At 35.4% G+C, this 24834-nt stretch carries 29 protein-coding genes and 2 pseudogenes; 3 read left to right on the top strand and 28 right to left on the bottom strand.

The window, feature by feature from the left end:
- Nucleotides 1-5 precede the first annotated feature (5 nt).
- Entirely contained in the window at nt 6-500 is a 495-nt protein-coding gene (locus IWB64_RS04550; protein ID WP_194532879.1) for a hypothetical protein, read from the top strand.
- A gap of 63 nt (nt 501-563) precedes the next feature.
- Here IWB64_RS04550 and IWB64_RS04545 read toward each other — a convergent pair whose 3' ends face one another.
- The 5 genes from IWB64_RS04545 to IWB64_RS04525 all read right to left on the bottom strand — a co-directional run bounded on the left by IWB64_RS04545 (nt 564) and on the right by IWB64_RS04525 (nt 6439).
- A complete protein-coding gene (locus IWB64_RS04545; protein WP_194532878.1) occupies nt 564-1865 on the bottom strand; it encodes an esterase-like activity of phytase family protein in 1302 nt (433 codons plus the stop codon).
- 153 nt (nt 1866-2018) lie between these two features.
- On the bottom strand, nt 2019-2729 hold the full coding sequence (locus tag IWB64_RS04540; protein WP_194532877.1) for a tetratricopeptide repeat protein: 711 nt from the start codon (nt 2727-2729) through the stop codon (nt 2019-2021).
- A gap of 139 nt (nt 2730-2868) precedes the next feature.
- A complete protein-coding gene (locus IWB64_RS04535; RefSeq protein WP_194532876.1) occupies nt 2869-3240 on the bottom strand; it encodes a hypothetical protein in 372 nt (123 codons plus the stop codon).
- Nucleotides 3241-3357: 117 nt separating this feature from the next.
- Entirely contained in the window at nt 3358-4161 is an 804-nt protein-coding gene (locus tag IWB64_RS04530) for an SDR family oxidoreductase (protein WP_194532875.1), read from the bottom strand.
- Complete coding sequence (locus IWB64_RS04525; RefSeq protein WP_194532874.1) at nt 4154-6439, bottom strand: M28 family peptidase; 2286 nt, start codon at nt 6437-6439, stop codon at nt 4154-4156. Before IWB64_RS04525 ends, IWB64_RS04530 begins: the two co-directional genes overlap by 8 nt.
- A 204-nt stretch (nt 6440-6643) precedes the next feature.
- On the opposite strand from IWB64_RS04525, the gene IWB64_RS04520 reads away from it, so the two are divergent.
- Nucleotides 6644-7111 (top strand): CBS domain-containing protein, encoded by a 468-nt coding sequence (locus IWB64_RS04520; protein WP_194532873.1) that lies wholly within the window; start codon nt 6644-6646, stop codon nt 7109-7111.
- Between the two features lie 90 nt (nt 7112-7201).
- Here the strand turns inward: IWB64_RS04520 and IWB64_RS04515 are convergent, their stop codons facing one another.
- From IWB64_RS04515 to IWB64_RS04490, 6 genes are all read right to left on the bottom strand, one after another.
- Nucleotides 7202-7552: a hypothetical protein gene (locus IWB64_RS04515; protein WP_194532872.1), complete on the bottom strand. Its 351-nt coding sequence runs from the start codon at nt 7550-7552 to the stop codon at nt 7202-7204.
- Nucleotides 7553-7556: 4 nt separating this feature from the next.
- On the bottom strand, nt 7557-8045 hold the full coding sequence (locus IWB64_RS04510) for a DUF6265 family protein (protein WP_194532871.1): 489 nt from the start codon (nt 8043-8045) through the stop codon (nt 7557-7559).
- 153 nt (nt 8046-8198) lie between these two features.
- Nucleotides 8199-8774, bottom strand: a complete 576-nt coding sequence (locus IWB64_RS04505; protein WP_194532870.1) for a pentapeptide repeat-containing protein — start codon at nt 8772-8774, stop codon at nt 8199-8201.
- A gap of 62 nt (nt 8775-8836) precedes the next feature.
- Nucleotides 8837-9049: a hypervirulence associated TUDOR domain-containing protein gene (locus IWB64_RS04500; RefSeq protein ID WP_194532869.1), complete on the bottom strand. Its 213-nt coding sequence runs from the start codon at nt 9047-9049 to the stop codon at nt 8837-8839.
- A gap of 170 nt (nt 9050-9219) precedes the next feature.
- Entirely contained in the window at nt 9220-9765 is a 546-nt protein-coding gene (locus tag IWB64_RS04495; protein WP_194532868.1) for a DsrE family protein, read from the bottom strand.
- An 85-nt stretch (nt 9766-9850) separates the two neighbouring features.
- A complete protein-coding gene (locus IWB64_RS04490) occupies nt 9851-10480 on the bottom strand; it encodes a chloramphenicol acetyltransferase (protein WP_194532867.1) in 630 nt (209 codons plus the stop codon).
- A gap of 661 nt (nt 10481-11141) precedes the next feature.
- Here IWB64_RS04490 and IWB64_RS04485 point away from each other — a divergent pair.
- Entirely contained in the window at nt 11142-11867 is a 726-nt protein-coding gene (locus tag IWB64_RS04485; RefSeq protein WP_194532866.1) for an energy transducer TonB, read from the top strand.
- 80 nt (nt 11868-11947) lie between these two features.
- On the opposite strand, the gene IWB64_RS04480 is transcribed toward IWB64_RS04485, so the two are convergent.
- From IWB64_RS04480 to IWB64_RS04405, 17 genes and pseudogenes are all read right to left on the bottom strand, one after another.
- Complete coding sequence (locus IWB64_RS04480) at nt 11948-12667, bottom strand: 3-ketoacyl-ACP reductase (RefSeq protein ID WP_194532865.1); 720 nt, start codon at nt 12665-12667, stop codon at nt 11948-11950.
- 14 nt (nt 12668-12681) lie between these two features.
- Nucleotides 12682-14211: a Dabb family protein gene (locus tag IWB64_RS04475; protein ID WP_194532864.1), complete on the bottom strand. Its 1530-nt coding sequence runs from the start codon at nt 14209-14211 to the stop codon at nt 12682-12684.
- Between the two features lie 29 nt (nt 14212-14240).
- Nucleotides 14241-14729, bottom strand: coding sequence for a GlcG/HbpS family heme-binding protein (locus IWB64_RS04470; RefSeq protein WP_194535806.1), 489 nt, complete (start codon nt 14727-14729; stop codon nt 14241-14243).
- 91 nt (nt 14730-14820) lie between these two features.
- Entirely contained in the window at nt 14821-15393 is a 573-nt protein-coding gene (locus tag IWB64_RS04465) for a Crp/Fnr family transcriptional regulator (protein ID WP_194532863.1), read from the bottom strand.
- A 246-nt stretch (nt 15394-15639) separates the two neighbouring features.
- Entirely contained in the window at nt 15640-16398 is a 759-nt protein-coding gene (locus tag IWB64_RS04460; RefSeq protein ID WP_194532862.1) for an alpha/beta hydrolase, read from the bottom strand.
- Nucleotides 16350-16487 (bottom strand): annotated as a pseudogene (locus IWB64_RS20605) (hypothetical protein); the annotation flags it as partial. The gene IWB64_RS04460 and the pseudogene IWB64_RS20605, both read right to left, overlap by 49 nt.
- Nucleotides 16488-16754: 267 nt before the next feature.
- Nucleotides 16755-18215 carry a sulfatase gene (locus IWB64_RS04450; protein WP_194532860.1) on the bottom strand — a complete coding sequence of 487 codons (1461 nt, stop codon included), beginning with the start codon at nt 18213-18215 and terminating at the stop codon, nt 16755-16757.
- A 221-nt stretch (nt 18216-18436) separates the two neighbouring features.
- Nucleotides 18437-18763, bottom strand: a pseudogene (locus IWB64_RS04445) (DMT family transporter).
- A 68-nt stretch (nt 18764-18831) separates the two neighbouring features.
- Nucleotides 18832-19395 carry a Crp/Fnr family transcriptional regulator gene (locus IWB64_RS04440; RefSeq protein ID WP_194532859.1) on the bottom strand — a complete coding sequence of 188 codons (564 nt, stop codon included), beginning with the start codon at nt 19393-19395 and terminating at the stop codon, nt 18832-18834.
- Nucleotides 19396-19580: 185 nt separating this feature from the next.
- Entirely contained in the window at nt 19581-19979 is a 399-nt protein-coding gene (locus IWB64_RS04435) for a hypothetical protein (RefSeq protein WP_194532858.1), read from the bottom strand.
- Nucleotides 19980-20209: 230 nt separating this feature from the next.
- Entirely contained in the window at nt 20210-20638 is a 429-nt protein-coding gene (locus tag IWB64_RS20400; RefSeq protein WP_317171995.1) for a suppressor of fused domain protein, read from the bottom strand.
- Nucleotides 20599-20871 (bottom strand): hypothetical protein, encoded by a 273-nt coding sequence (locus IWB64_RS20395; RefSeq protein ID WP_226975805.1) that lies wholly within the window; start codon nt 20869-20871, stop codon nt 20599-20601. The genes IWB64_RS20400 and IWB64_RS20395 overlap by 40 nt, the downstream gene beginning before the upstream one ends.
- A 90-nt stretch (nt 20872-20961) precedes the next feature.
- Nucleotides 20962-21585 (bottom strand): hypothetical protein, encoded by a 624-nt coding sequence (locus IWB64_RS04425; RefSeq protein ID WP_194532857.1) that lies wholly within the window; start codon nt 21583-21585, stop codon nt 20962-20964.
- A gap of 294 nt (nt 21586-21879) precedes the next feature.
- On the bottom strand, nt 21880-22626 hold the full coding sequence (locus tag IWB64_RS04420) for a hypothetical protein (RefSeq protein WP_194532856.1): 747 nt from the start codon (nt 22624-22626) through the stop codon (nt 21880-21882).
- Nucleotides 22627-22722: 96 nt separating this feature from the next.
- Nucleotides 22723-22983, bottom strand: a complete 261-nt coding sequence (locus IWB64_RS04415) for a hypothetical protein (protein WP_194532855.1) — start codon at nt 22981-22983, stop codon at nt 22723-22725.
- 342 nt (nt 22984-23325) lie between these two features.
- Nucleotides 23326-23859 (bottom strand): hypothetical protein, encoded by a 534-nt coding sequence (locus tag IWB64_RS04410; protein ID WP_194532854.1) that lies wholly within the window; start codon nt 23857-23859, stop codon nt 23326-23328.
- A gap of 214 nt (nt 23860-24073) precedes the next feature.
- Nucleotides 24074-24448 (bottom strand): hypothetical protein, encoded by a 375-nt coding sequence (locus IWB64_RS04405; RefSeq protein ID WP_194532853.1) that lies wholly within the window; start codon nt 24446-24448, stop codon nt 24074-24076.
- Between the last annotated feature and the right edge of the window lie 386 nt (nt 24449-24834).

The following is a 24834-nucleotide window of genomic DNA, read 5'->3' as shown; positions in this document are numbered from 1 at the left end:
GCTTTATGAAAAGAATCTTTTTCTTTAGTTTGATGCTCGTATTGGCACTAGCCTGTAAAGAACAGAAACAAGAATTGGTCGTAGAGGATGCGAGTGCCCAAGAATTAAGGAGTGAAAAATGGGCAAAGAAGCTTCCAATAAAACCAAAAGCACAAGCTATTCTAGACAATTGGATAGAATTTGCATCTTTTGAAACTAGTTTTGATGCGCTTCATACGGTTGCCAATAGGGAAGATTTACGCCTGGTCATAGAAGAAATGATTACCAAGCAAAACCAATTGGAAGAATCAACCTACCCCAAAGAATTCAATATTCCACAGGTAAAAAGTCGTCAAAAAGTATTTAAAACTTATATGCTTAAGGTAAAGGGCGATTTATTTTATAGAATAGACCCGCATGAATCTGTTGTTCAAATGATGGAAGCATATAATGCTTTCCGGAACCAGTTCAACGTTGTAGTGAATAACACTTTAGATACGGATTTGATTTTAGACTTCTAAGAATAAAAGCGACCTACACCAGAATGGGTAAGCCGCTTTCTATATGTATTAGGTAAGATAGGTTTATTTAAAATTGGCTTTCACCATATACAAGGAACTGGCATCTATGTCTGTGCTCCCTGGTAATATTTTTTGTTCTATAACACCGTCTCCATCATTATCTGACACAGCAAAATCATCATCGTTTATAAAACCAAGCGTATTGTTGTCCATAATCCATATGCCTTCTAGCTTATCGTGAGGGTAACCTAATTCGGCTACCAAGTCAATCACTAATTCTTTATGAACGGGAACAATATTAGCCGCAGTTAATTCTTCTGGAGTGGCTTGTTCTATGGTTTTATCACCAATCATTAATCCAAACTCTTCCTCTGGGTTGATACCACTAATATCCGTAGCTCCACTTAGGTTAATTTTATAAATGTGTTTTTGAGCAGCTTCCTCGCCGGCGAATTTACCATCGCGTTCTACTACTAAAAACTCTGTATTGGAAATGGCAGTAATTTCTGAGTTGGAAAGATTGGCTTCTTCCTGAACGTAAACGAATTGTTTTGTGTATCCTGTTTCCAAATTAAAGGTAACAATACGTGTGATGTTAGATTGAATTTTCTCTGGGTTGTACAGGGTAGATTGCATAATGCCTACCAAGGTCTTTTCGTCTGGTGTGATGGCAAGACCTTCCATTCCCCTATTTGCTCTTCTTTTGGCAAAGACAGCTGGCAATTTACGGTCTCCCGTTCCTTCATTGACTCCAGTAGGAGATATCCGTTCTAATTGAACACCGTTAGCTGAGTAATGAACTATATGAGGTCCGTACTCATCAGAAACCCAAAAAGTACCATCCTTAAGTGCTACAATCCCCTCAGAATCTAAACCGAAGTCGTCAAAAGCAATTTTATTTCCTGAAGCATCATAAGGTATTTCTCCGGTGGCTCCTTTTCCTTCAGGGTTAGGTATGCCCGTAATTAATTTACCAGAAGGGTCTTTTAAAAGAATTGACTGTAGAAGTGTAATTTCTCCTGATGCTGTTACCGCAAAATGTCCGATACGTGGTGTGTAATCTGCAACCGGAAATTTTTTCCCTTCTAAGAAGTTAGTATTCGGTCCGCGATCAGTAATGGCATAAAACTCATCTTCATTGTTAGGGTGAGCCGTAGCGCCAGAGCCAAAACCACCATTTCTGATTTCGACGTTGCTATTTATGGTAGATAATACGGAATGGGGTAAGGGATACTGAATATTATTCTTAAGGATTGTTGTTGGAGAAACGGAAATTGGTTCTGGTGTGTCGCCTATAAAATCATCAATGTAGTCACAAGAATTTAAGAGGCAAAGGCCTACACAGAGCAGCATTAGTTTTTTCATCGTAAGTATTGGATTAAAGGTTATTAAAGATGGGCTTAAAGTTCCAATATTTATAAAGGGTCATTGTTAAACTAAAATGAACAGATGGTTATAAAAAAAACCGCGCAAAGCTTGGTGGCTATGCGCGGTAAAAATGTCTTTCAGAAAATAAATTTATTGCTTCTTTTCAGGCTCTGCAACCGCTGGCGGATTCTTTCTAGATTCAAGAGCTTGTTTACTTAAACTAGCCAAGTTAAAATTAGGGTCTATAGCAAGAGCCTCATCTATTTTTGCTATTGCAGCATCTATATCACCACTATTGTTATCATAAATAGTAAGTGCCTTTAAATGAAGAAATGCAGCTTTTAGAGGAACCTCGTAAGGTTGTTGTCTCTCATAGAAAGCATATTTCATATCATCTTTTGCATTTGCCATTCCATAATCAATATTGGTAACAGCCTCAGAATTTGCTCCCGTTTGAATCTTTAGATCAGCAAGTTCATATGCCAAATAAGGGTTAGGAGTTCTTTTGAAAAGTTCTTCAAATTGCTCTAATGCTCGCTTGGGTTGGCCCAAAGCTTTTAATGAAATAGCTTTTACCTGAACGGCCATATCAGAATCTGTTGCTTTCTTTTCAATACCAATGGTATTCAATGCCTGCATATGCTGATTATTGTTCGCATAGACGAATGCCAAGGTGTCTTTTCGCTGATCAGAAGGGTCAATTACATTAAGATGGGTAAGCGCACTAATTACGCCGTTTACATCTCCTTGAACTCTCATTTCTTGATAAAAGGCCTCATAATGCTTTTGCAAGTCGCTTTTAGATTGTGCTGTGGCGGAAAAACTTATGCTCAAAAGCAGTACGATAATTAATTTTTTCATGTGTTGCTATTTTACGATTCTATCGTTTTGGTTGCGGTTTGCAAAATTAGCAATATTATCTGTATGTAACTGTGAATAAAAGCATAATGAAAAAAGGATGCCCTAAGGCATCCTTTTTATGTCGGTCTGGTTGTTTGTACTAAGCAACAAGTGAATTCTCGTTGTTTTTATACGATTTTAAAAGCATAGCATAAAGCGCTAAGCTTTTAGGGTCTTGATCAATACATGATACTAAAAAATCATATAAATTTTTAAACCACAGGTTGGTATGTAATGTGGGAATAGAAAGATTTACCGTTTTAGGGTCATAATCTTTATCATCCATAATAATGTCCATCTCAACCCTGCGTCTATGATAATCCATAGACACGTTTGCCGCATTGTAATGATTTTTCAAAATCGATACATGCAACTTTTTCATTTTTGGGGGAACTTTTTGCTTGGTACAGCTTGAAGCAATCAGATTCTTTATTTCTATCAGAATCCGGCTTCTTAAACCTGAATCTTCCATGGCAAATAGTTTTAATTTATATACCAAAGTTACCTTTTTATCGATGAAATGCACAGTTCATTAACAATTATAGAATTAGTTTGTTGTGAAATGGTAGATAGCTGTGGTGAAAATTAACTACAACGTTGTAGTAAACTTAAACTCTTTAACGTTTGTAAGGTTGTAGGAACGTATAAGTTTGCCTTTTTTATCTATATCGTTAGCATATTCGGGTAATTGAAGCTTATTCTTAATTGCCTGTAAGCTGTAATAGTCTTTTTTATCTGGGTGATAGGGAAATACGGCATTAAACAAATCTTGTCCCCAATTTTCCTTTACCGATTTATAGATGATTCGTATACAATCGTTTAAATGAATTAAGTTGATAGGCGCATTCCCATTCTTTAAGTTTTTTCTTTTGGAGAGCATTGTAACCGGATTTCTATTAGGGCCGATCAAACCTCCAAATCGTATAACGGTGGTTTCAAGTTCCGGTTCGTTTTGAAACAACTCTTCACATTCCAAAAGCTGTCTTCCGGATTCGGTTGAAGGTTGGGGTTTGGTATCTTCGGTTACCTCTCCATCAATATCACCATATACAGATGTACTGCTTACGAAGACTATTTTACGAACTGTAGCGGATTTTATGGCCTTTAGTACCAGTTGCATTTTTTTAACGTAGTTTTCTTTGTTCTCGCCTCTTAATTTTGGGGGGACGTTTAATATTAAAACATCGGTACGGCTTAAAAAAGAATTGATATCTCCTTTTATTTCCGTTTCCGAAAGTGAGATGAGAAAAGGATGAATACCTTCTGCGGCTAATAGGGAGATTTTATTTTCTGATGTTGTCGTGCCATTCACACTATATCCTTTTTTTATAAACTTTTGGGCCAAAGGAAGGCCAAGCCAACCGCAGCCCATAATGGCTATGTTCTTATTCAAATTTTATGGTTTTAGTGGTTATAATAGCATCATTAAGCACAAATGGCATAGGAATGCTGGTTTTTGGTCGTTCGGGTACTGTAAAAAGGGGGTGGCTTAAAAGGTTATTGGAAGCTTCATTAAAGGTGAGCTCAAGAACACTATCTTTTGGTATGGTCATTTCAAGCTCGGTATAAGCATTGTCCCTTATGTAATGGGTAACCAACTTACTGGTTCTTCTATCCTTTAAGTAATAGGGAGAAAGCTCAATCTGATTGATTTTTACTTTTTCCAGATGTATACTTTCAGTAAAGATATCCAAACGGTTTACTGCGCGTTGTGGTGTAATGCAAAGTTCTATGGTTCTGCTGTCTCCAATAATCGTATCTCTTAGGGTTTCAATTTTAGGGCCTTCAAGTTCTTTTAATGGGGCATCTGCAGACCGATTAAATAGCGTGTTGTATTTGCTGCTAATGGTGTTTTTATTCAGTTTCTGTTCAGTTTTGTTATCCGTTTCTAAAAAGGCTTTGTTCCAATCAATTAATACGTGGTCGTAACTAGCCCATTGTGCTGTGTTTTTATCTGTGTCAAGAAGATATACCAGACTGCTTGGTTTACCATTTTCAGTATCAAAACCTGAATGCATATGAGCGTATATTACAGTAACTACAAAAGCGAGTAGCCCAAAATAGGCCCACTTTTTTTTACGCTTGTACATCCCGAAAATAGGAAGAAGCAGAAAGAAAATTAAGGTAACTAATGCAGTACAGCCAACCATCATTTTAAGACCTAATCCTACAGGGAGACCTTTAACTAAAGGTGTATACAGCCATATAGTCGGTAATGTTAGAAATACCATAAGCAGTACACTGGGCACTTTTTGATTCAAAATCACATACCATGAGGCAAGTAATGCGAATACAGGGATGACAAAGAAATTAGCGCCCGGTAAATATTGAGCAACTGCTCCACAAAGGATCAGCCATAAAACTAATGGAGCCACAACTAAATCTGTCGTGGGTGTTTTTCTGAATTTATGATATATACCAAAGCAAATGGCTAAAGAAAGGCATACGAATGCAAAAATATAAGCGTAGCCGTTATAAGTGAAACCATGCAGAATATCATTGTAAGTTGGGTAAATCCGTTTTAAAACGGGCCAACTGAAATGCCCAATAAGGCCATTAATACCTAAGGACAAGAACAGTGGAACAAAACCAATAATAACTCCTTTACTTGTTAAGGTCTTTTTTCTGAACCCGTAGACTAGAATACAAACGAAAAATAGAAAGGCTAGTGCTAACATAGGCCAAATCCAATCAAACGGATAGGAAATAACACCAAATAGAGGTATGTTAAAATAAACGTAGTCGTTTAGGCTTGCTAATTGGTTTAGCTCAATAGTACTAAAATGCTCCAGTAAAGGTGCCAGGTAACTGCCTTGGTGTGCTAAGGTCTTTTTGTCTAGACGCGCATAGGTGTCTTGAGCGGTGTGGTAATCAAAATGGTCATCTATAAATGCAAAATTAAACCCTTGAATATCCCTACCTTCCCTAAAAACAGTCAAGTCAGTATCGTTTGGAAGCATTTTATAAATACTGTAGTACAAGGAATTGGCCATTGGGTATTTTGGATTGGCCTTAATAAATTCACGTATCAGATGTTGGTTACCTCTGTTTGTTTCTATGAAAGTATAACTTGGTCCACCGCTACCCCTGGCCTCAAAATTAAGGACCAAACCTATATCTTTTGCCCATTTATGTTCGTTTACAAAGAGGTCTGCGCCGTTCAGACTCAACTCTTCCCCATCTGTAAATAAGATGATAATATCATTTCTAGGCTGCTTTCTTTCGGATAGATAGGCTCTTACGCTCTCTAAAACGGTAGCAACACCACTACCCGCATCACTAGCGCCAAAAGAAGAGTGTGGGTGGCTATCATAATGAGAGAGAAGCAGTAATGCCTTACCTGTTCCACTACCTTCTATTTTGGCAATTATATTCTCCGGTTTACTCATGTTTCCCCAATCCCCAATGGTATAACCCGTCTGTAGTGAAGTTTGGAGTCCCATTTTTTCAAGCTCAGAAACAATGTACTCCTGTACTTTCTTATGGGCAGGAAAACCAATGGCATGGGGCTCTAAAGAAAGTTCTTTAACGTGTTTTAACGCACGATCTGTGGAAAATGAACTTGCCGGCGCCGAAAAGTCTTCTTCATAAACTGGCATAGAAGTATGAAACCCCCAATATATAGCAGCCAATAAAAGGAGGAAGGAAATGGTGGAGGAAAATCTTTTCATTGGATAAAGTTCTCAAATTAAAACATAGAATTCTAATGGAAAATCTATTTTATTAGAGCGAGTTAAAAATGAATATTTATATTTTTTTATTAAAATAGTAAGAATACAATTAGTAATACGTCGAATAAGTAAATATTCCATTAAAAAATTCACTATCTTTAGTAATTAACCTAACCTGCCGCTAGGCAATAAAAACGAAATTATATGGGAATAAAAAGTTTTCAAGGCCCACGGGCAAAAGTAGACGTGAAGAAAGAATACAACGCACCCATATTGGTATCTGATTACATGACCAAAAAACTGATAACTTTTAAGCCAGACCAGTCTATCCTGGAAGTTATGGAGCAGTTTACCAAGTATAACATTTCGGGTGGACCTGTCATGGACGACAACGGTTTCTTAGTAGGTATTATCTCTGAGGCCGATTGTATGAAGCAGATTTCCGAAAGCAGGTACTTTAACCAACCTATTCTTGATAAAAGTGTAGAGAAATTTATGACGAAAGAAGTTGAGACCATTCCCCATGATATATCAATTTTTGACGCTGCAGGTATTTTTGATAAACACAATAGAAGAAGGCTTCCGGTAATGCAAGATGGTATTTTGGTTGGCCAGATAAGTCGAAAAGATATTGTAGTTGCTGCTCTTAAGTTAACCGGCCATAGTTGGTAGTGTCTCGTTAACCCCAAACGCATTACTTAAAAAATAAACACGAAATGCTTTCCTCATAAGGGAAGCATTTTTTTATGGGTGTAACTCAATTTATTCTCGTTTAACAATCATATAAAAATCATTGTCTAGCGGTAGATAGCCTAAGTCATACACAAAGAAATATACAGACCCTTTTTTTGTCGTGTAGAGACTGGTTATGAAATCAAAATCAAAGCCTTTGTCTAGAAGTTTCGCTTTGGTCGTAGTGGTTTTGCCATCCTTTAAGTTGAAGCTATCTAGAATACGGTAATTCTTTCGCATACGGTTGTTCGTATTACGAATTAGGTTGTTACTATCCTTATTGGCGCTGTTATGATATGCATTACGGCAGTAATCAGAACAGAATTTCTTGTCTGCTCTTCCCTTAATCTCAGTACCACAATCCAAACACTTTTTTTTCAATCTGCTACTTTTTAAAGTTGAAGGCTACCTCTTCGGTAGAACCATCTTCATTATCAATTTGTGCATAGATATTGATTTCATTGTCGCTTACTTTTTCAAAAGTAAATCCATCAAAATATACTCGGTCACCATCTACTTTTACCAATTTAAACGAATGCACTTCATCTTTTTCTTCCCACCCTTTTAAATCGTCATTAAAATGTTTAAGCTCATATACCAAGGTTTTATTTATCTCGCGAATATGTCCTAATTCATAAAAAGATACTTCACCATCAACCACTAGTTTAAAAGAGAACATCATAGAACCACCTAGCGGTGGTGTCCAAATTTCTTCCGTAATTCCGCCAAAAGCTTCACCAGTCCAATACCCTTGCATCCAATAAATATCGTTCAAACTAGCGTTGGGTGATAGGGTGCCTTTTGGAAGGGTAGTGGTGTTTTGAGCCTGAATGCCCAAGGAAACAAAAAAGAAGACAAATAGAAATCGGTTCATAGACTACAAGTATATAAGTCAGTAAGATACTGATTTATCCGTTTGTAAACGTATTTACTCGATAATCGAGATTAAATGCTCCGAGGCTTGCCTCGAAATTAAAGTGTATTCTTTTTAGTGCCTCGTGGGCTTGCCCAGAGGTAGTTTACCGATTTAGGGTTCTATGGATAGGTTGTATTTCTTCAGAAGACCTATTAGACCATCTTTTGAAAAGCGAGCCTTTTTAAGATTGCTGGTTTCTGGGTCTATTACAAAGTTAGTAGCAGTTCTAAAATCTGCTTTTTCAAGGTTCGTACGATTAAAAATAGCACTTTGCAGGTCACAAGAATCAAAATTGGCATTTTTTAGAGTTGCCTCTGTAAAATCCGTTTCAATCATTTTACAAGAAATGAATAGTTGCTTTAACAGCGTTAGCCCATAAAAAGAAGTGTAATTTAAATTGCAATCGTTAAAACTAAAGTCTATCAAAAACGTATTACAATCTTCAAATTTAAGTCCCATCAGTTTACAATGAGAAAAACTAACTTCTTTAAAGGCGGTATGACGAATGTTAGCATTGCTCAGGTTACAATCTATAAACTCACACTCCATGAAATTCTGGTTGTCCAAATAAGCATCAGCAAAATTGCAACCTTCAAAAACGCAGTTCTCATACTCTCCCTTAGCCAGTTTACTGCCAGTAAAATCTTTGGATGTGTAGGTTTGGTCAGTAATGAAAGGCTTGTCCATAGACAATATAAAGTAATTAGTAATTGTGTGCAATTTCCTGAAAGGAAATTTAATATCCCAAATTAATCCGCACGTTCAACCTCGCTCTCCAATTTTAATACCTCGCTACCATCATCCTGTTTGATGTAAAGTGCCTTATCATCTTTTGAACCGTTGCGTGTGACTTCATTGCCTTCAATTTTCCGGGTAACCGATTTTTCATAGGTATTTTCTACTTTTCCTTTGGCGCTGCCAGAACCCCATTTCCATTGTACTTCTGTTCCTTTTCTAATCATAGCATTTATTTAAAAAATTAATACCACCAATTAAATGAAAAGTTGATATATCCGTTAGGGCAAAAAAAAGAAATAATAGCGCAATAAAGATGATATAGGGATATAACCAAATTTACGGCCACGAATCTGGACATATATAGTTGCTTTCGGGTTTTTAGACGAATAAGAACCTAAAACTTAATCAATGAATATCCTTCAGACTGATATACTGTTAATACCGTCATAGCAGATAAGGCAATTTTAATTTCGGGCATAATCTCAGACTTTGAAATACCGGAATAAGATGCAGATTGTCCACATAAAAACATGTCCACTCCATGTTCGGATAATGTCTTAATCAAATTGGTGTTGGGATTTTTAGTTCCGTATTTCTTCAAGTAAGCTTCATCCGTTAGAGCATCTTTTGTTGAGTCTCCATGCAAAACAAACCCAAGTGAAATGTTCGATTCCTTTATGCCACTTTTTACGTGCATATTCAGATACCTATGAAGGCTGGAAATCAAAGAGTTTGAAGCCAAAGAATCCTTTGGCATATAATCAATGTCAAAAATAGCTTTTAAGACAGATGTGGAATCCGGGACAAAATCAGCATTTTTAAGATTATACGTTGGCCCTATATCGTCAAAGACTGGTCCATATTCTGGCTTTGAACTTTGTCCTAAACAGGTGTTATAAAAAATACTCAAGAAGAGCATGGATAAAATAGTAGGTTTCATGTTTGTTATAATTAGGATTAAAGAAAGCATCTGTATATAATCTTAATAGGTGAAAATATAAAAACGGTTGAATTAAGATTGAAGTTCAAAGCGGTTCTTGCATTAATTTTTTGAGTTCCTCCATAAACTGTCCCACATGATAACCATCTACTAATGCGTGGTGCACGTGAACGGAAACAGGCATAAATAATTTGCCATTATCGGAGGTCATTTTTCCAAAAGCTATTTTTGGGCAACTATCGGGATGGGCGTAATGTCTAGCGTGTGAAATTGAAGTGAAATCTATCCAAGGAATAGCGGAACAGTGTATCACGTTCTCTCCGGATTCATCAGGCATAAGTCGGTTTGAGTTTCTTACTTTTTCTATTGCAGGAAGGGCTAAGGAAAGAAAATCCTCAAAATTTTCACGATACTTTAAATGTGAAAACCCAAAAGTGCCATTTTCTCTATTTATAGTTGGTGAGGCATCTATGGTTTCGTATTCATACAATTTACCATCAATAATTCTGTATCGGAACTGAACCGTTCTGTTTACGGCAACCAAAGTTTTATGTAAATAAGAGAGAAAAAAAGAATGGCCATTTTCTTTTGCACTATGGTAGGTTTCAGTACAATCTACTTTGGCGGTTATTCCGTAAAACGGTTCATCAAATTTTGAAAAGAATTCAAAATGGTCTTTTCTATACCAAGTCTCAACATTAATCTCTTTACGCATAGTACGTTTTTGGGGAGTAGATATATTTCGTTTTGGAAAAATAATCAATGTAGAGGAATCCACGTAAAGAGATGTTATTTTTTTTAGATAGGGTTAGGCTTTTGAAGCTGGGGTATTTGCCAAATCAATGTAATTCAATTGTAATTGTAGATAAGAAAGAACAATTGTTTTATCAATTGCTATGTTCGGTTTTTGCGCTGGGTCATTAAAATGTAATTTGAACACCTCGCCATATGCATACCTTTTTTTAATCCTAGCCGGGCCATTTTATGTACACTCATATTTAAATGTGACAGCTGTCATAAGATACTTAACTACCAAAATTGTTTTTGAACCCAAGCTTAACATATAACAAAATTACGGGTTCTAAGATTGTGTAGTTCTCAATATATGTCTAGTGTTATTAAAAATTTCGCTTTTTCATAGAAATTTTTAAGCCTTTTTTTGCGATTTTATTGAAATAATCATTTTTATTAGTTCATGACCATAGCTATTATTTTAGACACTTAGCTAGGCGTAGCAGTAGTAGAACCCAGGGCTAAGGAGTTATTAGAGCTTTTGCGTTATTGTTGTAGCTGTCAAAAGCTTTTTGAAAACATGATAAATGTCATTTAAATCCTATTGTAAGTATCTTATTTTTAAGGTATTAAATCGATAAATTATGGAACTCAAAAAAAACCCACAAGCAGATTTGAACCGAAATAGTGGCCTGTATTTTGTAATTGGCCTAACCCTTGTTCTCTTAGTTGTTTGGAGAGCCTTGGAATATAAAACGTATGATACTCAGAGTGAATATGTTCAAGTTATGAATGTACAAGATGAGCTAGATGAAGATATACCCATTACAAAAGCCCTTAATACGCCTCCACCACCTCCACCGCCATTAGCACCGGAGATTATAGAGATTGTAGAAGATGCTTCTGAAGTTGAAGAGACAATTATAGAAAGCAGCGAGATTAACCAAAATACTGTTATTGAAGAAGAAGTTGCTGTAAACGATGTTGAAGTTGCAGAAGAAGAGGAAGAAATTTCTGTGCCATTTGCTGTTATTGAAAATGTACCTGTATTTCCTGGTTGTGAAAGCATGAAAACAAATGCAGAAAAGAAAGCTTGTTTTCAAACAAAGATTCAGGAGCACGTAAAGAAAGAGTTTAAGTATCCGGCAACTGCATTAGAACTAAATATACAGGGTAAGGTCTTCGTTTATTTTGTAATTGATCAAAAAGGTTACATAACCGGTATTAAAACAAGAGGACCGGACGCTAATTTAGAGAAAGAAGCTTCTCGTATTGTAGCTGCATTGCCTAAAATGAAACCAGGTAGACAACGTGGTAATAATGTTAAAGTGCCTTACAGTATTCCCATTAATTTTAAAATGGGAGGATAGGTCTCATAGAAACTAAAAAGTCCGCTATTTTATAAATAGCGGACTTTTTTATGGGTTATTGTTACGAAAAAAAAGCTGTATTATGGATTTGTTGACCACAACGCGGCACTCTTAAGCATTGCCCTTCTTGATAATTTTAGACCTGCAACGATTAATTCCGCAAAATCTTCGGGTTGTAATACGCTATCTGCAGAACCCTTTTCTGCAATACCTGCTTCAATAGACATATCTGATTCTATTGTGCTTGGGGTCAATGTAACAACCCTAATATTATTTTTACGTACTTCCTTCATCAAGGATTCGGACATGCCAATAACTGCAAATTTTGATGCTGAATATGCCGATGTAGTTGCATTTCCATTTAATCCTGCTGTAGAAGACACATTAATAATATCGCCTTCATTCTTAGCAATTAAAAACGGTAAAACTTCCTTGGTCACATGATACATTCCCATAAGGTTGGTTTGTATAATTTGAGACCATTGTTCAACCGGCATGTCATTAAATGAACCAAAGCCTCCAATGCCGGCATTATTAACCAAAATATCTACGCCGCCTAAAGTGTCTATGACATTTTTAATACTTGTTTTAACGTTCTCATAATTACCGACATCAAATACCGAATAGATTGCCTTAACGCCAAAAGATTCTAATTCGGCAACAGTTTTTTTTAATGCTTCTTCATTTCTGCCTGTAATGGCAATATCAATACCTTCTTTAGCAAATGCTAGCGCAGTAGCCTTTCCTAGTCCTCTACCGCCTCCGGTTATGATGGCTTTTTTATTCTTAAGATTGTTCATGAAATTCGTTTATATTATTCAATAGTTGTCCAATAATCCATTACCAAAACATCTTCTATAATTGGCCCAATTTTGCTTACTAAGTCTAAATGTGCCTTATGAAACAGGTATATTTCTCTACCATGTTCGTTGGAAAAAGTTAAGGTGAAAGTATGTGTAAATCCTTTGGTGGCACCTTCCTCACTGTCATTGATTCCCCATTCTAAACTTTGAATTTCAGAAATTTCATTTTTTAGGTTTTCAAAAGCCATTTCCGCTTCGTTTGCCTGTTCTTTGGTGGCATCTGCTTTATATTTTAGGTTTACTATATGCCTAAGTACTTGACCTTCTCTATTTATTTTTGGCGAAATATTATAGCTAACCACCTTATTCATATCAAACTGATTGGAACCCGCAATAAGAAAATCTTGATTATCAATCCTATGAGACCGTAAACCGTAGTAGATAGAAAAACCGGTTTCTAAATAGTTTATGGGACTCAAAATTCCTTCTTCGTTTAACTTTACCAATTGTATGCTGGCATCATCTCTAGTACCAACCGCAAGAACGGCTTCTGTAGCATTTGTAGAAACTACTTCAATCCGTGTTTGCCCTGATAATTTAGTATTTTCATCATCTTTTAAAACAAAGTGAGAAACTAAAGCACCCTTTTTATTCACTTTAAAAACACTAACACCATCACCATGATAGGTGAAGTCTTTTCGTTTGATAAAGTTGGTAGTGGCATCGTAATATTTATGATGACGATGACCAACAACAACATACTTATTGTTGCCCAACGTTACGCCCGTTACAGGATAGGCACCGGTTAAATAGCGGTCCGTGGTATTATCACTTATGTTATTTATGTTTTTAAAAGTTCCATTCTCGTAAACCCTAAAACTACTTACACCATTGTCTTGGAAGCCTCCGGTGTACAAAAAGGTCTTTCCTTTTATTTGGTGAATGAACATCCCAATAATACCATCTGTATGAATGTTCTCGTCATCTTTCATAGACTGAACATGGGTTAGTTTGCCATCATCCTCAATTTTAAAACAACTTAATCCCGGTGTATTTTCTAAGCCACCAACAAAGAGAAAAGAAGATTGTTTCATATGAACCACTTGCAAGGTAATAGCCGTTCCAAGGTGGGTTTCTTCTGTATCTTCAACCAAAGAAACACGTTTAAGAGAACCGGAGTCCAAAATTTTAAAGGTTTCAATAACATTACCGTGCTTGTTGGCTACAAATAGGAAATCTGTGCCATTAATATTATCCGCAACCATACCTCTAGCAGGACCTTTTTTCTTATAAAGTTCGTGGTTGCTTATAGGGTTTAACTGCCCTTCTTTATTTAAACTATAAACGTCAATATTACCGGCGCCGCCAGCAAATACGTAGTGAGTACCTTCTTTTTCATAGCTGGTAACAGAAACCGTATTTTTCCCGGATATATTTTTAAAGTCTTTTCGGTAAAGCGTTAGTTCATTGGAAACTTGAGCAGAACCTATTTGTGATAACAATGCCATTCCTATTAGAAAGTAACCTTTTAAGCTATTCATAATCTTTGTTTTTTTTAAAATCTAATGTGTTACTCTATTATGGATTCTGCTCCTGCAATGGCAATAGCACGATCTTGTTCTATAGTGCCACCACTAACACCAATGGCACCTATAATTTTACCATTCTTATTTTTAATGGGAACTCCTCCAGGGAATGTTATTAAACCATCATTGGAATGTTCAATATTATAAATTATGCCTCCCGGTTGGGTTAATTCTCCCAATTCCCCCGTATCCATATTAAAATACCGTGCTGTTTTTGCTTTCTTAATAGCTACATCAATACTCCCCAAATAGGATTCATCCATGCGAATAAAGGCCTTTAGATTAGCGCCGGCATCTACCACTGCAATATTGACCACCACTTCTGAAGCTTCGGCATTTTTCTTAGCTGCTAAAAGTGTTTTAAAAGCTTCATCGTGAGTAATGTCATTGGTAATCTGTGCATAAACGGTAACAGATGAACCCATTAGGGTAATTGCAATGACCAAAAATTTTATTTGCGTAAGTAAGAACATCATTCTCTTTTATAATTTTATGTTGCAAAAATTATAAACTGAGCTTAGAAAAGAGTTGAACAAGTTCAACTTAATTCAAATTTTATTGAATTTAGGATTGCTTTTTAATCTTACTTAAAAATTCATGTGTAATTCCAAGATAGCTAGAAGTTTGCCTATCCGTTAGTTTAGAGGCAATATCAGGGTAGTTTTTTATAAAATGGGAGTATCGCTCTTTTGCGGTTAAACTGTGGTTTCTAACGAGCCTACGTTGCCAAGCAACAATAGATTTTTGAAACATAATCCTAAACAGTTTTTCTGTTTTTGGGATGGATTTATAAAGTGCAGCCTTATCTTTTTCAGAAATAATAAGCACTGTGCTGTCTTCTAAAGCTTTTATGTTTAAGGCCGATGGTTCATGGTTCATGAAACTATCTATATCCATCAGCCACCAGTTTCTAGCAGCAATGTATATAGTATTTTCATTTCCTTTTGCATCTATTGTAAAGATCCTAAAACAACCTTCTAGTACAAACCCCTCTAATTTACAGACTTTACCTTGCTCCAAAAGAAACTCCTTTTTTGAAATAGATTTAGGTTGAAAGTAGGAACAGAACTCCTCTTGTTCTGATTTAGAAAGAAGGCCGTTTTCGTCTATGTTCGCTATTAACAAGTGATTTATCATTAGAAATATTCTACTTTGGATATGTAATAAAGTGAGGTGATGTAGGCTTTATATTTTGAGACTAAATTAATAAAACGAAACTATTTCTTAGCATTCTTATACTGCTTCTTGAACTATCCTGACTAGGAACCATGTAATGTTGTAATTTCTTCAATAGCTCAATTATTAACTCTTTTGAACAGCTTTATTATGCAGATAGAACAGAGGACTTTTGACTAATTTCCGTTATAATAATTACACTATATTTTAAATCCCAATTATTTTTTTAAAGAACGCTATTACATCAGCCGATAAAAGTTCGGGCTCTTCAAAAGCAGCAAAATGGCCACCTTTAGGCATCTCTGTCCAATGAACAATATTAAACCCTTTTTCAATATATTTTCTTGGGGGCACGGGTATTTCCTTTGGGAAATTTGCAAAACCCACGGGAAGATGCACAAAATCGTTTTCCTTAAACACCAATGGCTTTAAGCTTGTTTCATGATATATCCGAATGGAAGAATGAATGGTCTGCGTAAACCAATAGAGGCTTACGTTGGCAAGCAATTCATCTTTTGTAAAACTATTTTCAATATTCCCATTGTTATCGCTCCAAGCATTGAATTTTTCAATTATCCACGCGCAAAGTCCAATAGGAGAATCGTTCAGGCCATAAGCCAAGGACAAAGGTTTTGTGCTTTGAATTAGGGCATACGCAGCTTCCTTTTCGTTCCAGTTTTTTAAATACGCTTTGTACTGTTGGGTTTCATTAATAATATCTTCGGTCAAATCGGGTTGATAGGAATCCGATATATAATTTAAATGTAACCCGATAATATTCTTGGGGTGTTGTTGAGCTAATCTTATGCTAATGCCAGCACCCAAATCTCCGCCTTGAAGCCCATATTTTTGATAATCAAGGCTAATCATAAGTTTGTGCCATAAGTCCGCTACACAACTATAATCAACACCACCTTTTATGCTTTTTTCTGAAAAACCGAATCCAATAATAGAAGGGATGACCAAATCAAAGGAAATGTATTTAGACTTGCCATAATTCCGTCTTTCACATAGGACTCAATTTGCTCGTTTTCCAAAAGATTTTTAATCATTCCGGCTTCCCATTGTGTACCTTAAAAGACTGGTACGGACTTTATGTTATTGTTTGAATCCATAATTAAATTAGTTTCCAACTGTTTTTCGTTTACTACTAATTAAATCAAATTATACATATCGCCAATATTTGTAGGAAAACAAGTAAGAATTACACGTATAAAGCATCTTCCCAAACCTTTAAAAGGTTAAGCAATTTCTTTTAGTAATCAAGCGAAGTTTTTCTAGGTCTAAGCAGTCCTAGCTTTATGGAAGGTTACCTATTACTGTTAAAGCCTATCCAGATTAAAAGGAGTGGTTGGTACTTGTCCGCTTACATTTTCTTCTAAAAGCGTTTTGAGTTTAGCCTTTATTTGCTGGTAATTGGGGTCACTTTCTAAATTGTTAAACTCTTTTGGGTCTTTTATTTGATCATACAATTCCTCGCCTTCTTTGCCTTCGTTCCAATCTGTGTAGCGCCATTTGTTGGTACGTACACTTCTACCCATAACAGGGTTTCCATTGCCTGGTCTAAGAACTTGCGTGTAGGCGTGGCCTTCCCAATTCAGGAGGGGGTCATTTAATAAGGGCATTAGATTCTTTCCGGGCTGTTCATTTGGAGGGTTTATATTGCACAACTTGGCTACTGTTGGGTAGATATCAATAAATTCTACAACTTGATCAGACTTGATGCCATTACCTGCTGCACCAGGCGCATAGATAAGTAAGGGCGCTTTAGATGATTCTTCAAACAGGCAGCGCTTTTGCCAGATACCTTTGTGTTCTCCTAAATGATAACCGTGATCACTCCATAGGACAATAATAGTATTGTCCATCAACTGGTTGTCTTCCAATGCATCCAATAATAATCCTACTTGGGCATCTATAAAAGAAACTGTGGCATAATAGGCCTGTTTAGCCTCCAAACAGATAGATTCTGGTAAGCCGTAGTGCGCTAGTTTACAATTATGGGCAAGAGCGGCATAGGGGATGTCAGCTCTGTCATCTTCAGGCGCGTATGGGATACTTATGGAATCTATAGGATAGAGGTCAAAATACTTTTTAGGTGCGATATAAGGAGTGTGGGGCCTGAAAAAACCGACACCAAGAAAAAACGGATTCTCTTTATGTTTTTCAATTTGTTTAATGGCTTCCGTAGTAACCATACCATCTGTCTGCTCGCTATCTTCACCTTCGGCTCTCAGCCAACTCAAGGCGGCACTTATCTTACGGTGAGGCTCTGCATTTGTAATAAGATGTTCCTCGTCTTTATCCCGTCCTTTAGGATTAAAAACTTCGTGCCAAGAAGCAGGGTCATCATGACCATTTGTACCAATGGCCGCTGGAACATTGTAATGATATAACTTTCCTACTCTTCCAACCCAATACCCTTGGTCTTTAAAAAGTTGGGGGAGGGTAGTAACATTGGGAATTTCATCTCTAAAGTGCGCATCAAGATCATAAACCTTTATTGCATCTGGTCTTAAACCGGTCATGACCGAAGCTCTGGAAGGGTTGCAAAGTGGAATCTGGCAATATGCTTTATTAAATTGAACTCCCATCTTGGCTAGCCGGTCAAAGTTTGGTGTCTTGGCTAAAGGATCACCATAAGAAGCTAAACTAGTGGTGAGGTCGTCTACTGCAATAAATAGTACGTTGGGTTTTGTGTCATTCTTTTCCTGACTGGATAAAAAGAGAGGAACAAAAACAAGTAGGGTAAGTAATCTAATATTTAGTTTGAAAAATGACATCTTTTAAGAGTTAGTTTTATGACAGCAAGTATAAGAGTATTTTATACACTTAATATAGCAAATATAACCTAATTAAAAAACTGAGAAGATTTGCGTATGAAAACTAGCGCTTAAAAAAGATACTAAATTTTGGCGACTTTTAGAAAACGCGCAAACTTTTGGTAGCAAAGGACTTGGACTATTTTTACAAGCTATGTTATGTGTTGGTGACTTTCTCTATTTTAGTGAGATACTACTTTTAACCCAACAGTTGAGCAGATTAATGTAGAGATAAAAAGCAATCTTAAAAATGTTGCGGGTTCTTTAAACACGACTATTCCATCTAAAACGGTTCCTACGGCACCAATTCCTGTTTAAACAGCATAAGCGGTTCCTATAGGTAATGCTTGCGTTGCCTTAATTAAAAGAATCATACTAATACTACAGGTGATAAGAAACCCCAAATACCATAAATACATCTCATTTCCGGTGGTTTCTTTTGCTTTGCCCAAACAAAATGCAAATGCTACTTCAAATAAACCTGCAATAACCAAAAAAATCCAATTCATAACTTTTTTTTTGCAAAGTTGAGAAATGAGATCAAAGGAAAATTTTACAAATGATAAAGAATACGAACCTATTTTACTTCTGCTCTTATTCTGCTTAAACTTACTTGAGTTATGCCCAAATAAGAGGCGATGTGGCCTAATTGAACACGTTTATTTAAGTCCGCGTTATTGGTTAGAAGCTCTATATAGCGTTCTTTAGCTGTCCGGAATTCCCGAAAAATAAGTCGTTCTTCTGTTTTAATAAGTTCTTGCTCGGCAAACTTTCGTCCCCAATTTGCTATAGCTATGTCTTTCTCAAAAAGTTGCTGTAAGTTTTGGGTTTTCAGTTCGTATAAATCACAGTTTTCTAATAGCTCAATATCTTCGTATCCTTTCTCATTTGCAACATAACTTTTCATGGAGATAACGGTATCTCCTTCTTTTCCGAAGAAAAATGTTATTTCATTATCGGCAGAATTAGCATAGGCACGAACAATTCCTTTTTTGATAAAATAAATGCTTGTTTCAATTTTGTCAGCTCTCAGTAGAATGTGCCCTTTAGGATAGCTTATTTCCGAAATGTACTTTTTTACTACTGATTTTGAAGACTCAGGCAAAGGGTATATGTTATTAAGAATCTGGTCTATTTCCATTTAGCGCATTGTTGTTTTAGCATAGTAAATAAAAGTTTAGCTAAGCGTATAGAAGAGGTGATGGGTATTTTTAGTTCTATTTTTTCTAGTCCAAAGCTTAATCAATAAGATTTCGCTTAGCGACATTATAAATATATACAGACCTTTGGGTTTTGTCCTAAAGTCAGCATTACATTTAGGCAATGTTATCTGCTGGCTTTTTCTACATTCCGGTTGCGATTTCTAATTGTCCATATAACATTGAGAAGAAATACTACGATGGAAATAATATTCAACATCACAATTAGTCGCAAGTCCATACATAGTATGTCCTCGGTTAGAAATACTAAACTGAGTAAAACTAAATGAAGAATGGAAAGGAACTTATTTGTCCAATATTTTAGAATTGCAATTATTCCATAACCAACTACAGAAATTAAATAAGTCCAGCCTTTTATAAAGAAAATCCAGTTTGAAATGTCCCATTGCCAATTAACAGTTTTGTTAATTCCCATTTGTTCATTTCCACCAAAATATGTTGAAACCATTAAAAGGAAAATGGCTAATAAGAACATCTTTTTCTGGACTAATTTGTCAAATGTCATATTTTGAATTGAGTAATTTCAGCTTGCAGATAACGATTTGGCTATGAGCAGCACGGGAGCAAACTAGCGTTTGCTTTCCGCCACGCACATAGCGAAATCTTTTTGTTTTGTTTTTTCTTTTCCTTGTTTAAAGCAAAATCCCAAAGATTTTGCAGACTTCATAAAAATACACAAGCCTTTCGATTAAGCCCGAAGCCTAAATTGTTTATAGGTTGTGTTGTGTGTAGCCTTTATTTTACAGGCTCTCTATCCAAATCGCTATATGGATAGAACCCTTTTTCTTTTAATATTTTAAATAATTCATCACTCCCATTTTGTCTTGCATAGTCCATCTCACTTCTGAAAATTTCCATACAAAGTAATAGGTGGTGCTCTCGATTACCTATTTTGAATTTTTTGCCATCAGGTTCGTATAAATCGAAAACTAAACAAGTATTTTCTTCATTCTCTCCATTGGGTATTTCAATAGTTTCTTTTGGATTCAGCGAGGCCTGGGGCGAATACTGTCCAATTGCGGTTAAAAATCCACAGGCTTTTCTTTCGATTAGATTAAATGGAGTTTGTTCATTTTTATTTTCATTGAAATCATGTTTCGTAAACGCAACTAATTCATATGTGCCTAACCGATTTTTTTTGGTCCATTTCCGTCTGGGTCTAATAACTCCATTGTTGCAAATCCAGTTCCTTTGATATGATTTGGATAGTAGTACATATCGACGGCTCCTCCCACCGCAAAAGGTATTATAGCGTGACCTACAAGATTTTGCATTTTTCCAAGAACATTTTCAAGTCCTTTAGATTTTAATTCATAATCTCTTTCGTGTTCTTCTTCTGTAAAATCTTTTTCAATTGGCGTTTCACTTTTGCCAAATAATCTCTTAAAAAAACTCATATTATAATTTTAGTTCGATTTTTTCAGTTGTTCGTTAATATACACAGACCTTTCGTTTAAACCCGAAGCACTTATTGTTTATAGGTTGTGTTAGCAACTGCCTTTTTTTAGTTCCATTTTATCTTTAAAGCCTTTTGCTTTCTCGTTATTTAAGAATTCAAGCTCTGCTGTTACTATGGAAATGTTTTTAATTCTCTCATAGGTTTTTAACTTCTCAATTTCTTCAAGATTTAGCGTCCATTTCGTAATGTTTTCAGTAATTTTTTTAGTGTGACCATTTTTAAAAATTATTTCCTTTACAGAGGGATTGTTGAAATGACTTTTGTTTAAGTAGTTTATCGGGTATAGATGTTTTATAAATCCATCAAGGATAGCGACTGAGTGAAATGTCCATACCCCATCATGTTCATGACTTCTTACAGAAGTTGAGAATAATCCTCTCTGTATTTTTCTTTCTGTAATAGAGTCATAATCTTCTGGAAGTTTGGTTATGTAACCATATTCAAATTCATAACTTTCAATTAATTTCTCCGCAATATTTTCTATAGAGTTCTGTGATGTAAATTCAAACCCAATGTTGATACAAATATCAACTTTGGAATTATTAGGTTTTTCTGTATAGTTAAGCATCGGGTTGCTTATTGTAAAATTGGTGTTGGAGTTGGCTGAACCAAAATAGACAGAACTGTAAACTATTTCTTTCTGTTTTTTCAAAGCTTTTTTAAACCCGTTTAAGGTCCTTCTAGAATTTCGGTAGTTTAAGTCAAAAAAAGTCGCATTTAATTTACTGCTAAAACTTATGTCCTCTATAGATGAAATTATACAACCTTCCATGTCAAATTGTTTCGCCGATATTTTGTCGGTTATTTTGAATAGCTTTATTATCCAATTCTCTTGTCTATTTTTTCTGAAGAAGTTCATTTTTCAGCTGTTCGTTAAAAAACACAGATTTTTCGGTTTTGCCCTAATGTCCGTATTACGTTTAGGTTGTGTTAGCAACTGGCTTTTCTACAATTGATTTTGATAACCGATTTCTTCCAAATCTGATTTTAATTTCTCGAAATCTTCTAATTGGGGATTTATTTCTTTTACTATCTCTTTTGTAATTATAAAACCATTATAAATTTTCTCTACAAGTTCTAGCCTCAACTCGTTTTCCTCAAATTCTTCTTCATAATATTCCTCAGCCCAATTCTTGTAAGTTTTAGGGTGTCCATCAAGTAGTTGTAGTAAATCTGACGAACCGTCTTTATATTCATTGTTTGGTAATTCAATATTACCTGTTAACCATTCCGTGTCACTTTTATTTTGCCAAATGCAAAACGTTGTCCCAATACTTTTTATTGGTTCTCCAAATACAAACTCTTTAAATGTTTCTGGTAGTTTTTCGATTAAACCTTTTGACAATTCTTGGATTAATTCTGTTTTCTGTTCCTTTTTTGAACCGAACAACTTTTCAATAAATGTCTTTTTTTCTTTAATTGGAATATTTTTCCAGCCATTCATTTCACTCTCGTGTGCAAATCCATTGATGCAGGTACCATCATTGCTGAATACAATTAACATTTGGTCTCCCTGTCCGTCTCGCATTTCACAACATTCTTCTGTTTCACTCCAATCTTTTTGATACGAATAATATCTGTATTCCCAATCAGGACTGATTATAGCTTCCAATGCAGAAATCGATTTGCATATCTTTTGTAGCGCATTTGGGTTTGGTAGAAGATTTAAGTTTTCAGTCGAAATTTGGTTCATTGGTAGGATTTATATTTAGCGGACTTTATAAATATACACAAACCTTTCGTTTAAGCCCGAAGCCCGTATTGTTTATAGGTTTTGTTGTAAACAGTATTATTTTTCCGCTTTTACAAATTCCAAAATATTATCAATCCTAGGACTTGTTGCGTGAACTTTATAGCCTTTCGAGTCCGTACTTATTATTTCTACGTTTATGGCTTGTCCAATCATATGACTGGCATCTTCGGGATAATTTAGGATTTTAGTATAAGTCATTACATATTCACAATCAGATTTCCATTCAATCGATGAATAGGCCTCTACTTTAGTTATAGGGTTTATTTCAACTTGTGTTGAGTCCGTCCTTATTATCAATTCCGGTCTGTTTTCTAAGACATAATTAAAGTTTCCTGTTTTATAATCCAGACACTCTTTTTCTTGTGCTTTGCAGTTAAAGCAAGTAATAATTAAGATTAAATAAATACAGTTTTTCATATTGTTTACAACGGCGAGGCTAAGCGTAGTGCGGTGGCAAGGAAACTTTTCGTTTCCGTCTGCGTACGAAGCTAAAGCTTATTGTTTAGTTTTATTTTTTTGTCCAAAGCTAAATCCATAAGATTTAGCGACCTTATAAATATACACAGACCTTTCGGTTTTGCCCTAAAGTCCGCATTACGTTTAGGCATTGTTGTGGTGCGTTTTTTTGCGTTCTGCTTTTCAGTCAATTTTTGTCCATTCTCCTTTCCGAAAATACATGTTGCTGAATTTGGGGGAATCAAACACCATAAAAAACCCCCAACTCTCTCGGTAAATAGTCGGATTCGTATTTAATATATGATGACTGGGTTCTTTCATTTTTATTACAAGTCTTGCAGATTTATAAGGAGCAAGAGTTGATATTTTTCCTTTATAAGTCTCAATTATTTCAGGTCCATCTGTAACATAGAAATAGATTGAATCATTTTCTCTAATTTCAAACCTGAAATTGTTGTATTGCCAATCCGCTTGTTTTCCAGCAAAGTAATTTCGGTCAATTGTATATTCTCCGTAAAAGTCCTTTTTTTCGAGTACTTTCTTAGAATTAAAGAAGTGTAGAGCATACATAACAAAGTAAAGAGTAAAGATTCCGCCCCACAAATATAAAATTGCTTTTCCGTTAGCTTTCTTCTTGGTTATCGCCCAAATTATAAGGAGTATTACGGTAATAATTATAAGAATAAAGAGAACAATCAAAAGTAAAATTCCACCCATTTATTCTTTATTTTTTAAAATGCACCACAACGCTTGAGCTAAGCGTAGTGCGGAGGCAAGGAAACTTTTCGTTTCCGTCTTTGCACGAAGCTAAAGCTTATTGTTTAGTTTTATTTTTTCTTGTTCAAAGCTAAATCCATAAGATTTAGCGACTTTATAAATATACACAGGCCTTTAGATTAAGCCCTAAAGTCCGCATTACGTTTAGGTTTTGTTAGCTGCTGGCTTTTTCTCCGCATATTTTTTTCACGTCCGTAATTAGTCCGTCAATATTAAAATCCGGCTTATTCCGTTTTACCTTTTCTTTTACCAATACAAGTTTTGCAACAATCTTTTCGTTTAGGAAATTCCGTTGTTCATTTTCATTCAATCGAAAGAAGTTTTCGTTATCAAGAATTGTTGGTATTCCTATCGACTTTTCTTTTTTCCTGTAGCTGCCGATTTCTTTTAAATTCCCGCGTAGATAGGGAATAGGATTCACGTAAAATTCAAATAGAATTAGAACAATATCAGTTCCGTATTCTTGCCATTTTAAAGATGAAAATTGATTTTTAAGTCCATTTTCTCCCCAAAGACATTCTTTAACCAATTCCTTATTTGTTTCTCCAAATCCGAAACTAGCATAAACTCCGATTATATTGTTTTCCGTTTTTTCGATTGTTTATTATTTTTGAGCTTGCAGCTAACGTCTCGGCTATGATTAGTACGTGAATTAAAAAGCAATTAATTTTCGATTAAGCACTTAGCCAAAACTTTTTGTTTGTTTTTATTTTTTCATTTTAAAAGCCAAATCCAAAAGATTTGGCGGGCATTCTAAATTTACCCAAGCTTTGGGTTAAGCACCAAAACCCGTATTAATTATAGGCATTGTTAGCAGCTGGTTTTTATTTTTTTAGAGTATAATTGAACTTTGAATTTTGAATCTTTTCTTTGGTTTTATCAAAATTCAATGAGTCATTTAGTTTTTTATAGATT

Origin of the sequence: Zobellia nedashkovskayae (assembly GCF_015330125.1) — a bacterium.
In the GTDB taxonomy this organism is placed as follows: domain Bacteria; phylum Bacteroidota; class Bacteroidia; order Flavobacteriales; family Flavobacteriaceae; genus Zobellia; species Zobellia nedashkovskayae.
The sequence above is the reverse complement of the archived record's forward strand: the minus strand, read 5'-3'. Positions and strand labels throughout refer to the sequence as shown.

Coding starts and splice junctions, on each gene's coding strand:
- IWB64_RS04495 (WP_194532868.1), bottom strand. CDS start 9,765: ATGAAACCTACTATTTTATCCATGCTCTTCTTGAGTATTTTTTATAAC.
- IWB64_RS04490 (WP_194532867.1), bottom strand. CDS start 10,480: ATGCGTAAAGAGATTAATGTTGAGACTTGGTATAGAAAAGACCATTTT.
- IWB64_RS04505 (WP_194532870.1), bottom strand. CDS start 8,774: ATGGACAAGCCTTTCATTACTGACCAAACCTACACATCCAAAGATTTT.
- IWB64_RS04450 (WP_194532860.1), bottom strand. CDS start 18,215: ATGTCATTTTTCAAACTAAATATTAGATTACTTACCCTACTTGTTTTT.
- IWB64_RS04545 (WP_194532878.1), bottom strand. CDS start 1,865: ATGAAAAAACTAATGCTGCTCTGTGTAGGCCTTTGCCTCTTAAATTCT.
- IWB64_RS04485 (WP_194532866.1), top strand. CDS start 11,142: ATGGAACTCAAAAAAAACCCACAAGCAGATTTGAACCGAAATAGTGGC.
- IWB64_RS04435 (WP_194532858.1), bottom strand. CDS start 19,979: ATGACATTTGACAAATTAGTCCAGAAAAAGATGTTCTTATTAGCCATT.
- IWB64_RS04535 (WP_194532876.1), bottom strand. CDS start 3,240: ATGGAAGATTCAGGTTTAAGAAGCCGGATTCTGATAGAAATAAAGAAT.
- IWB64_RS04550 (WP_194532879.1), top strand. CDS start 6: ATGAAAAGAATCTTTTTCTTTAGTTTGATGCTCGTATTGGCACTAGCC.
- IWB64_RS04465 (WP_194532863.1), bottom strand. CDS start 15,393: ATGATAAATCACTTGTTAATAGCGAACATAGACGAAAACGGCCTTCTT.
- IWB64_RS20395 (WP_226975805.1), bottom strand. CDS start 20,871: ATGAGTTTTTTTAAGAGATTATTTGGCAAAAGTGAAACGCCAATTGAA.
- IWB64_RS04475 (WP_194532864.1), bottom strand. CDS start 14,211: ATGAATAGCTTAAAAGGTTACTTTCTAATAGGAATGGCATTGTTATCA.
- IWB64_RS04470 (WP_194535806.1), bottom strand. CDS start 14,729: ATGTTCTTACTTACGCAAATAAAATTTTTGGTCATTGCAATTACCCTA.
- IWB64_RS04480 (WP_194532865.1), bottom strand. CDS start 12,667: ATGAACAATCTTAAGAATAAAAAAGCCATCATAACCGGAGGCGGTAGA.
- IWB64_RS04410 (WP_194532854.1), bottom strand. CDS start 23,859: ATGGGTGGAATTTTACTTTTGATTGTTCTCTTTATTCTTATAATTATT.
- IWB64_RS04525 (WP_194532874.1), bottom strand. CDS start 6,439: ATGAAAAGATTTTCCTCCACCATTTCCTTCCTCCTTTTATTGGCTGCT.
- IWB64_RS04420 (WP_194532856.1), bottom strand. CDS start 22,626: ATGAACCAAATTTCGACTGAAAACTTAAATCTTCTACCAAACCCAAAT.
- IWB64_RS04520 (WP_194532873.1), top strand. CDS start 6,644: ATGGGAATAAAAAGTTTTCAAGGCCCACGGGCAAAAGTAGACGTGAAG.
- IWB64_RS04500 (WP_194532869.1), bottom strand. CDS start 9,049: ATGATTAGAAAAGGAACAGAAGTACAATGGAAATGGGGTTCTGGCAGC.
- IWB64_RS04510 (WP_194532871.1), bottom strand. CDS start 8,045: ATGAACCGATTTCTATTTGTCTTCTTTTTTGTTTCCTTGGGCATTCAG.
- IWB64_RS04440 (WP_194532859.1), bottom strand. CDS start 19,395: ATGGAAATAGACCAGATTCTTAATAACATATACCCTTTGCCTGAGTCT.
- IWB64_RS04540 (WP_194532877.1), bottom strand. CDS start 2,729: ATGAAAAAATTAATTATCGTACTGCTTTTGAGCATAAGTTTTTCCGCC.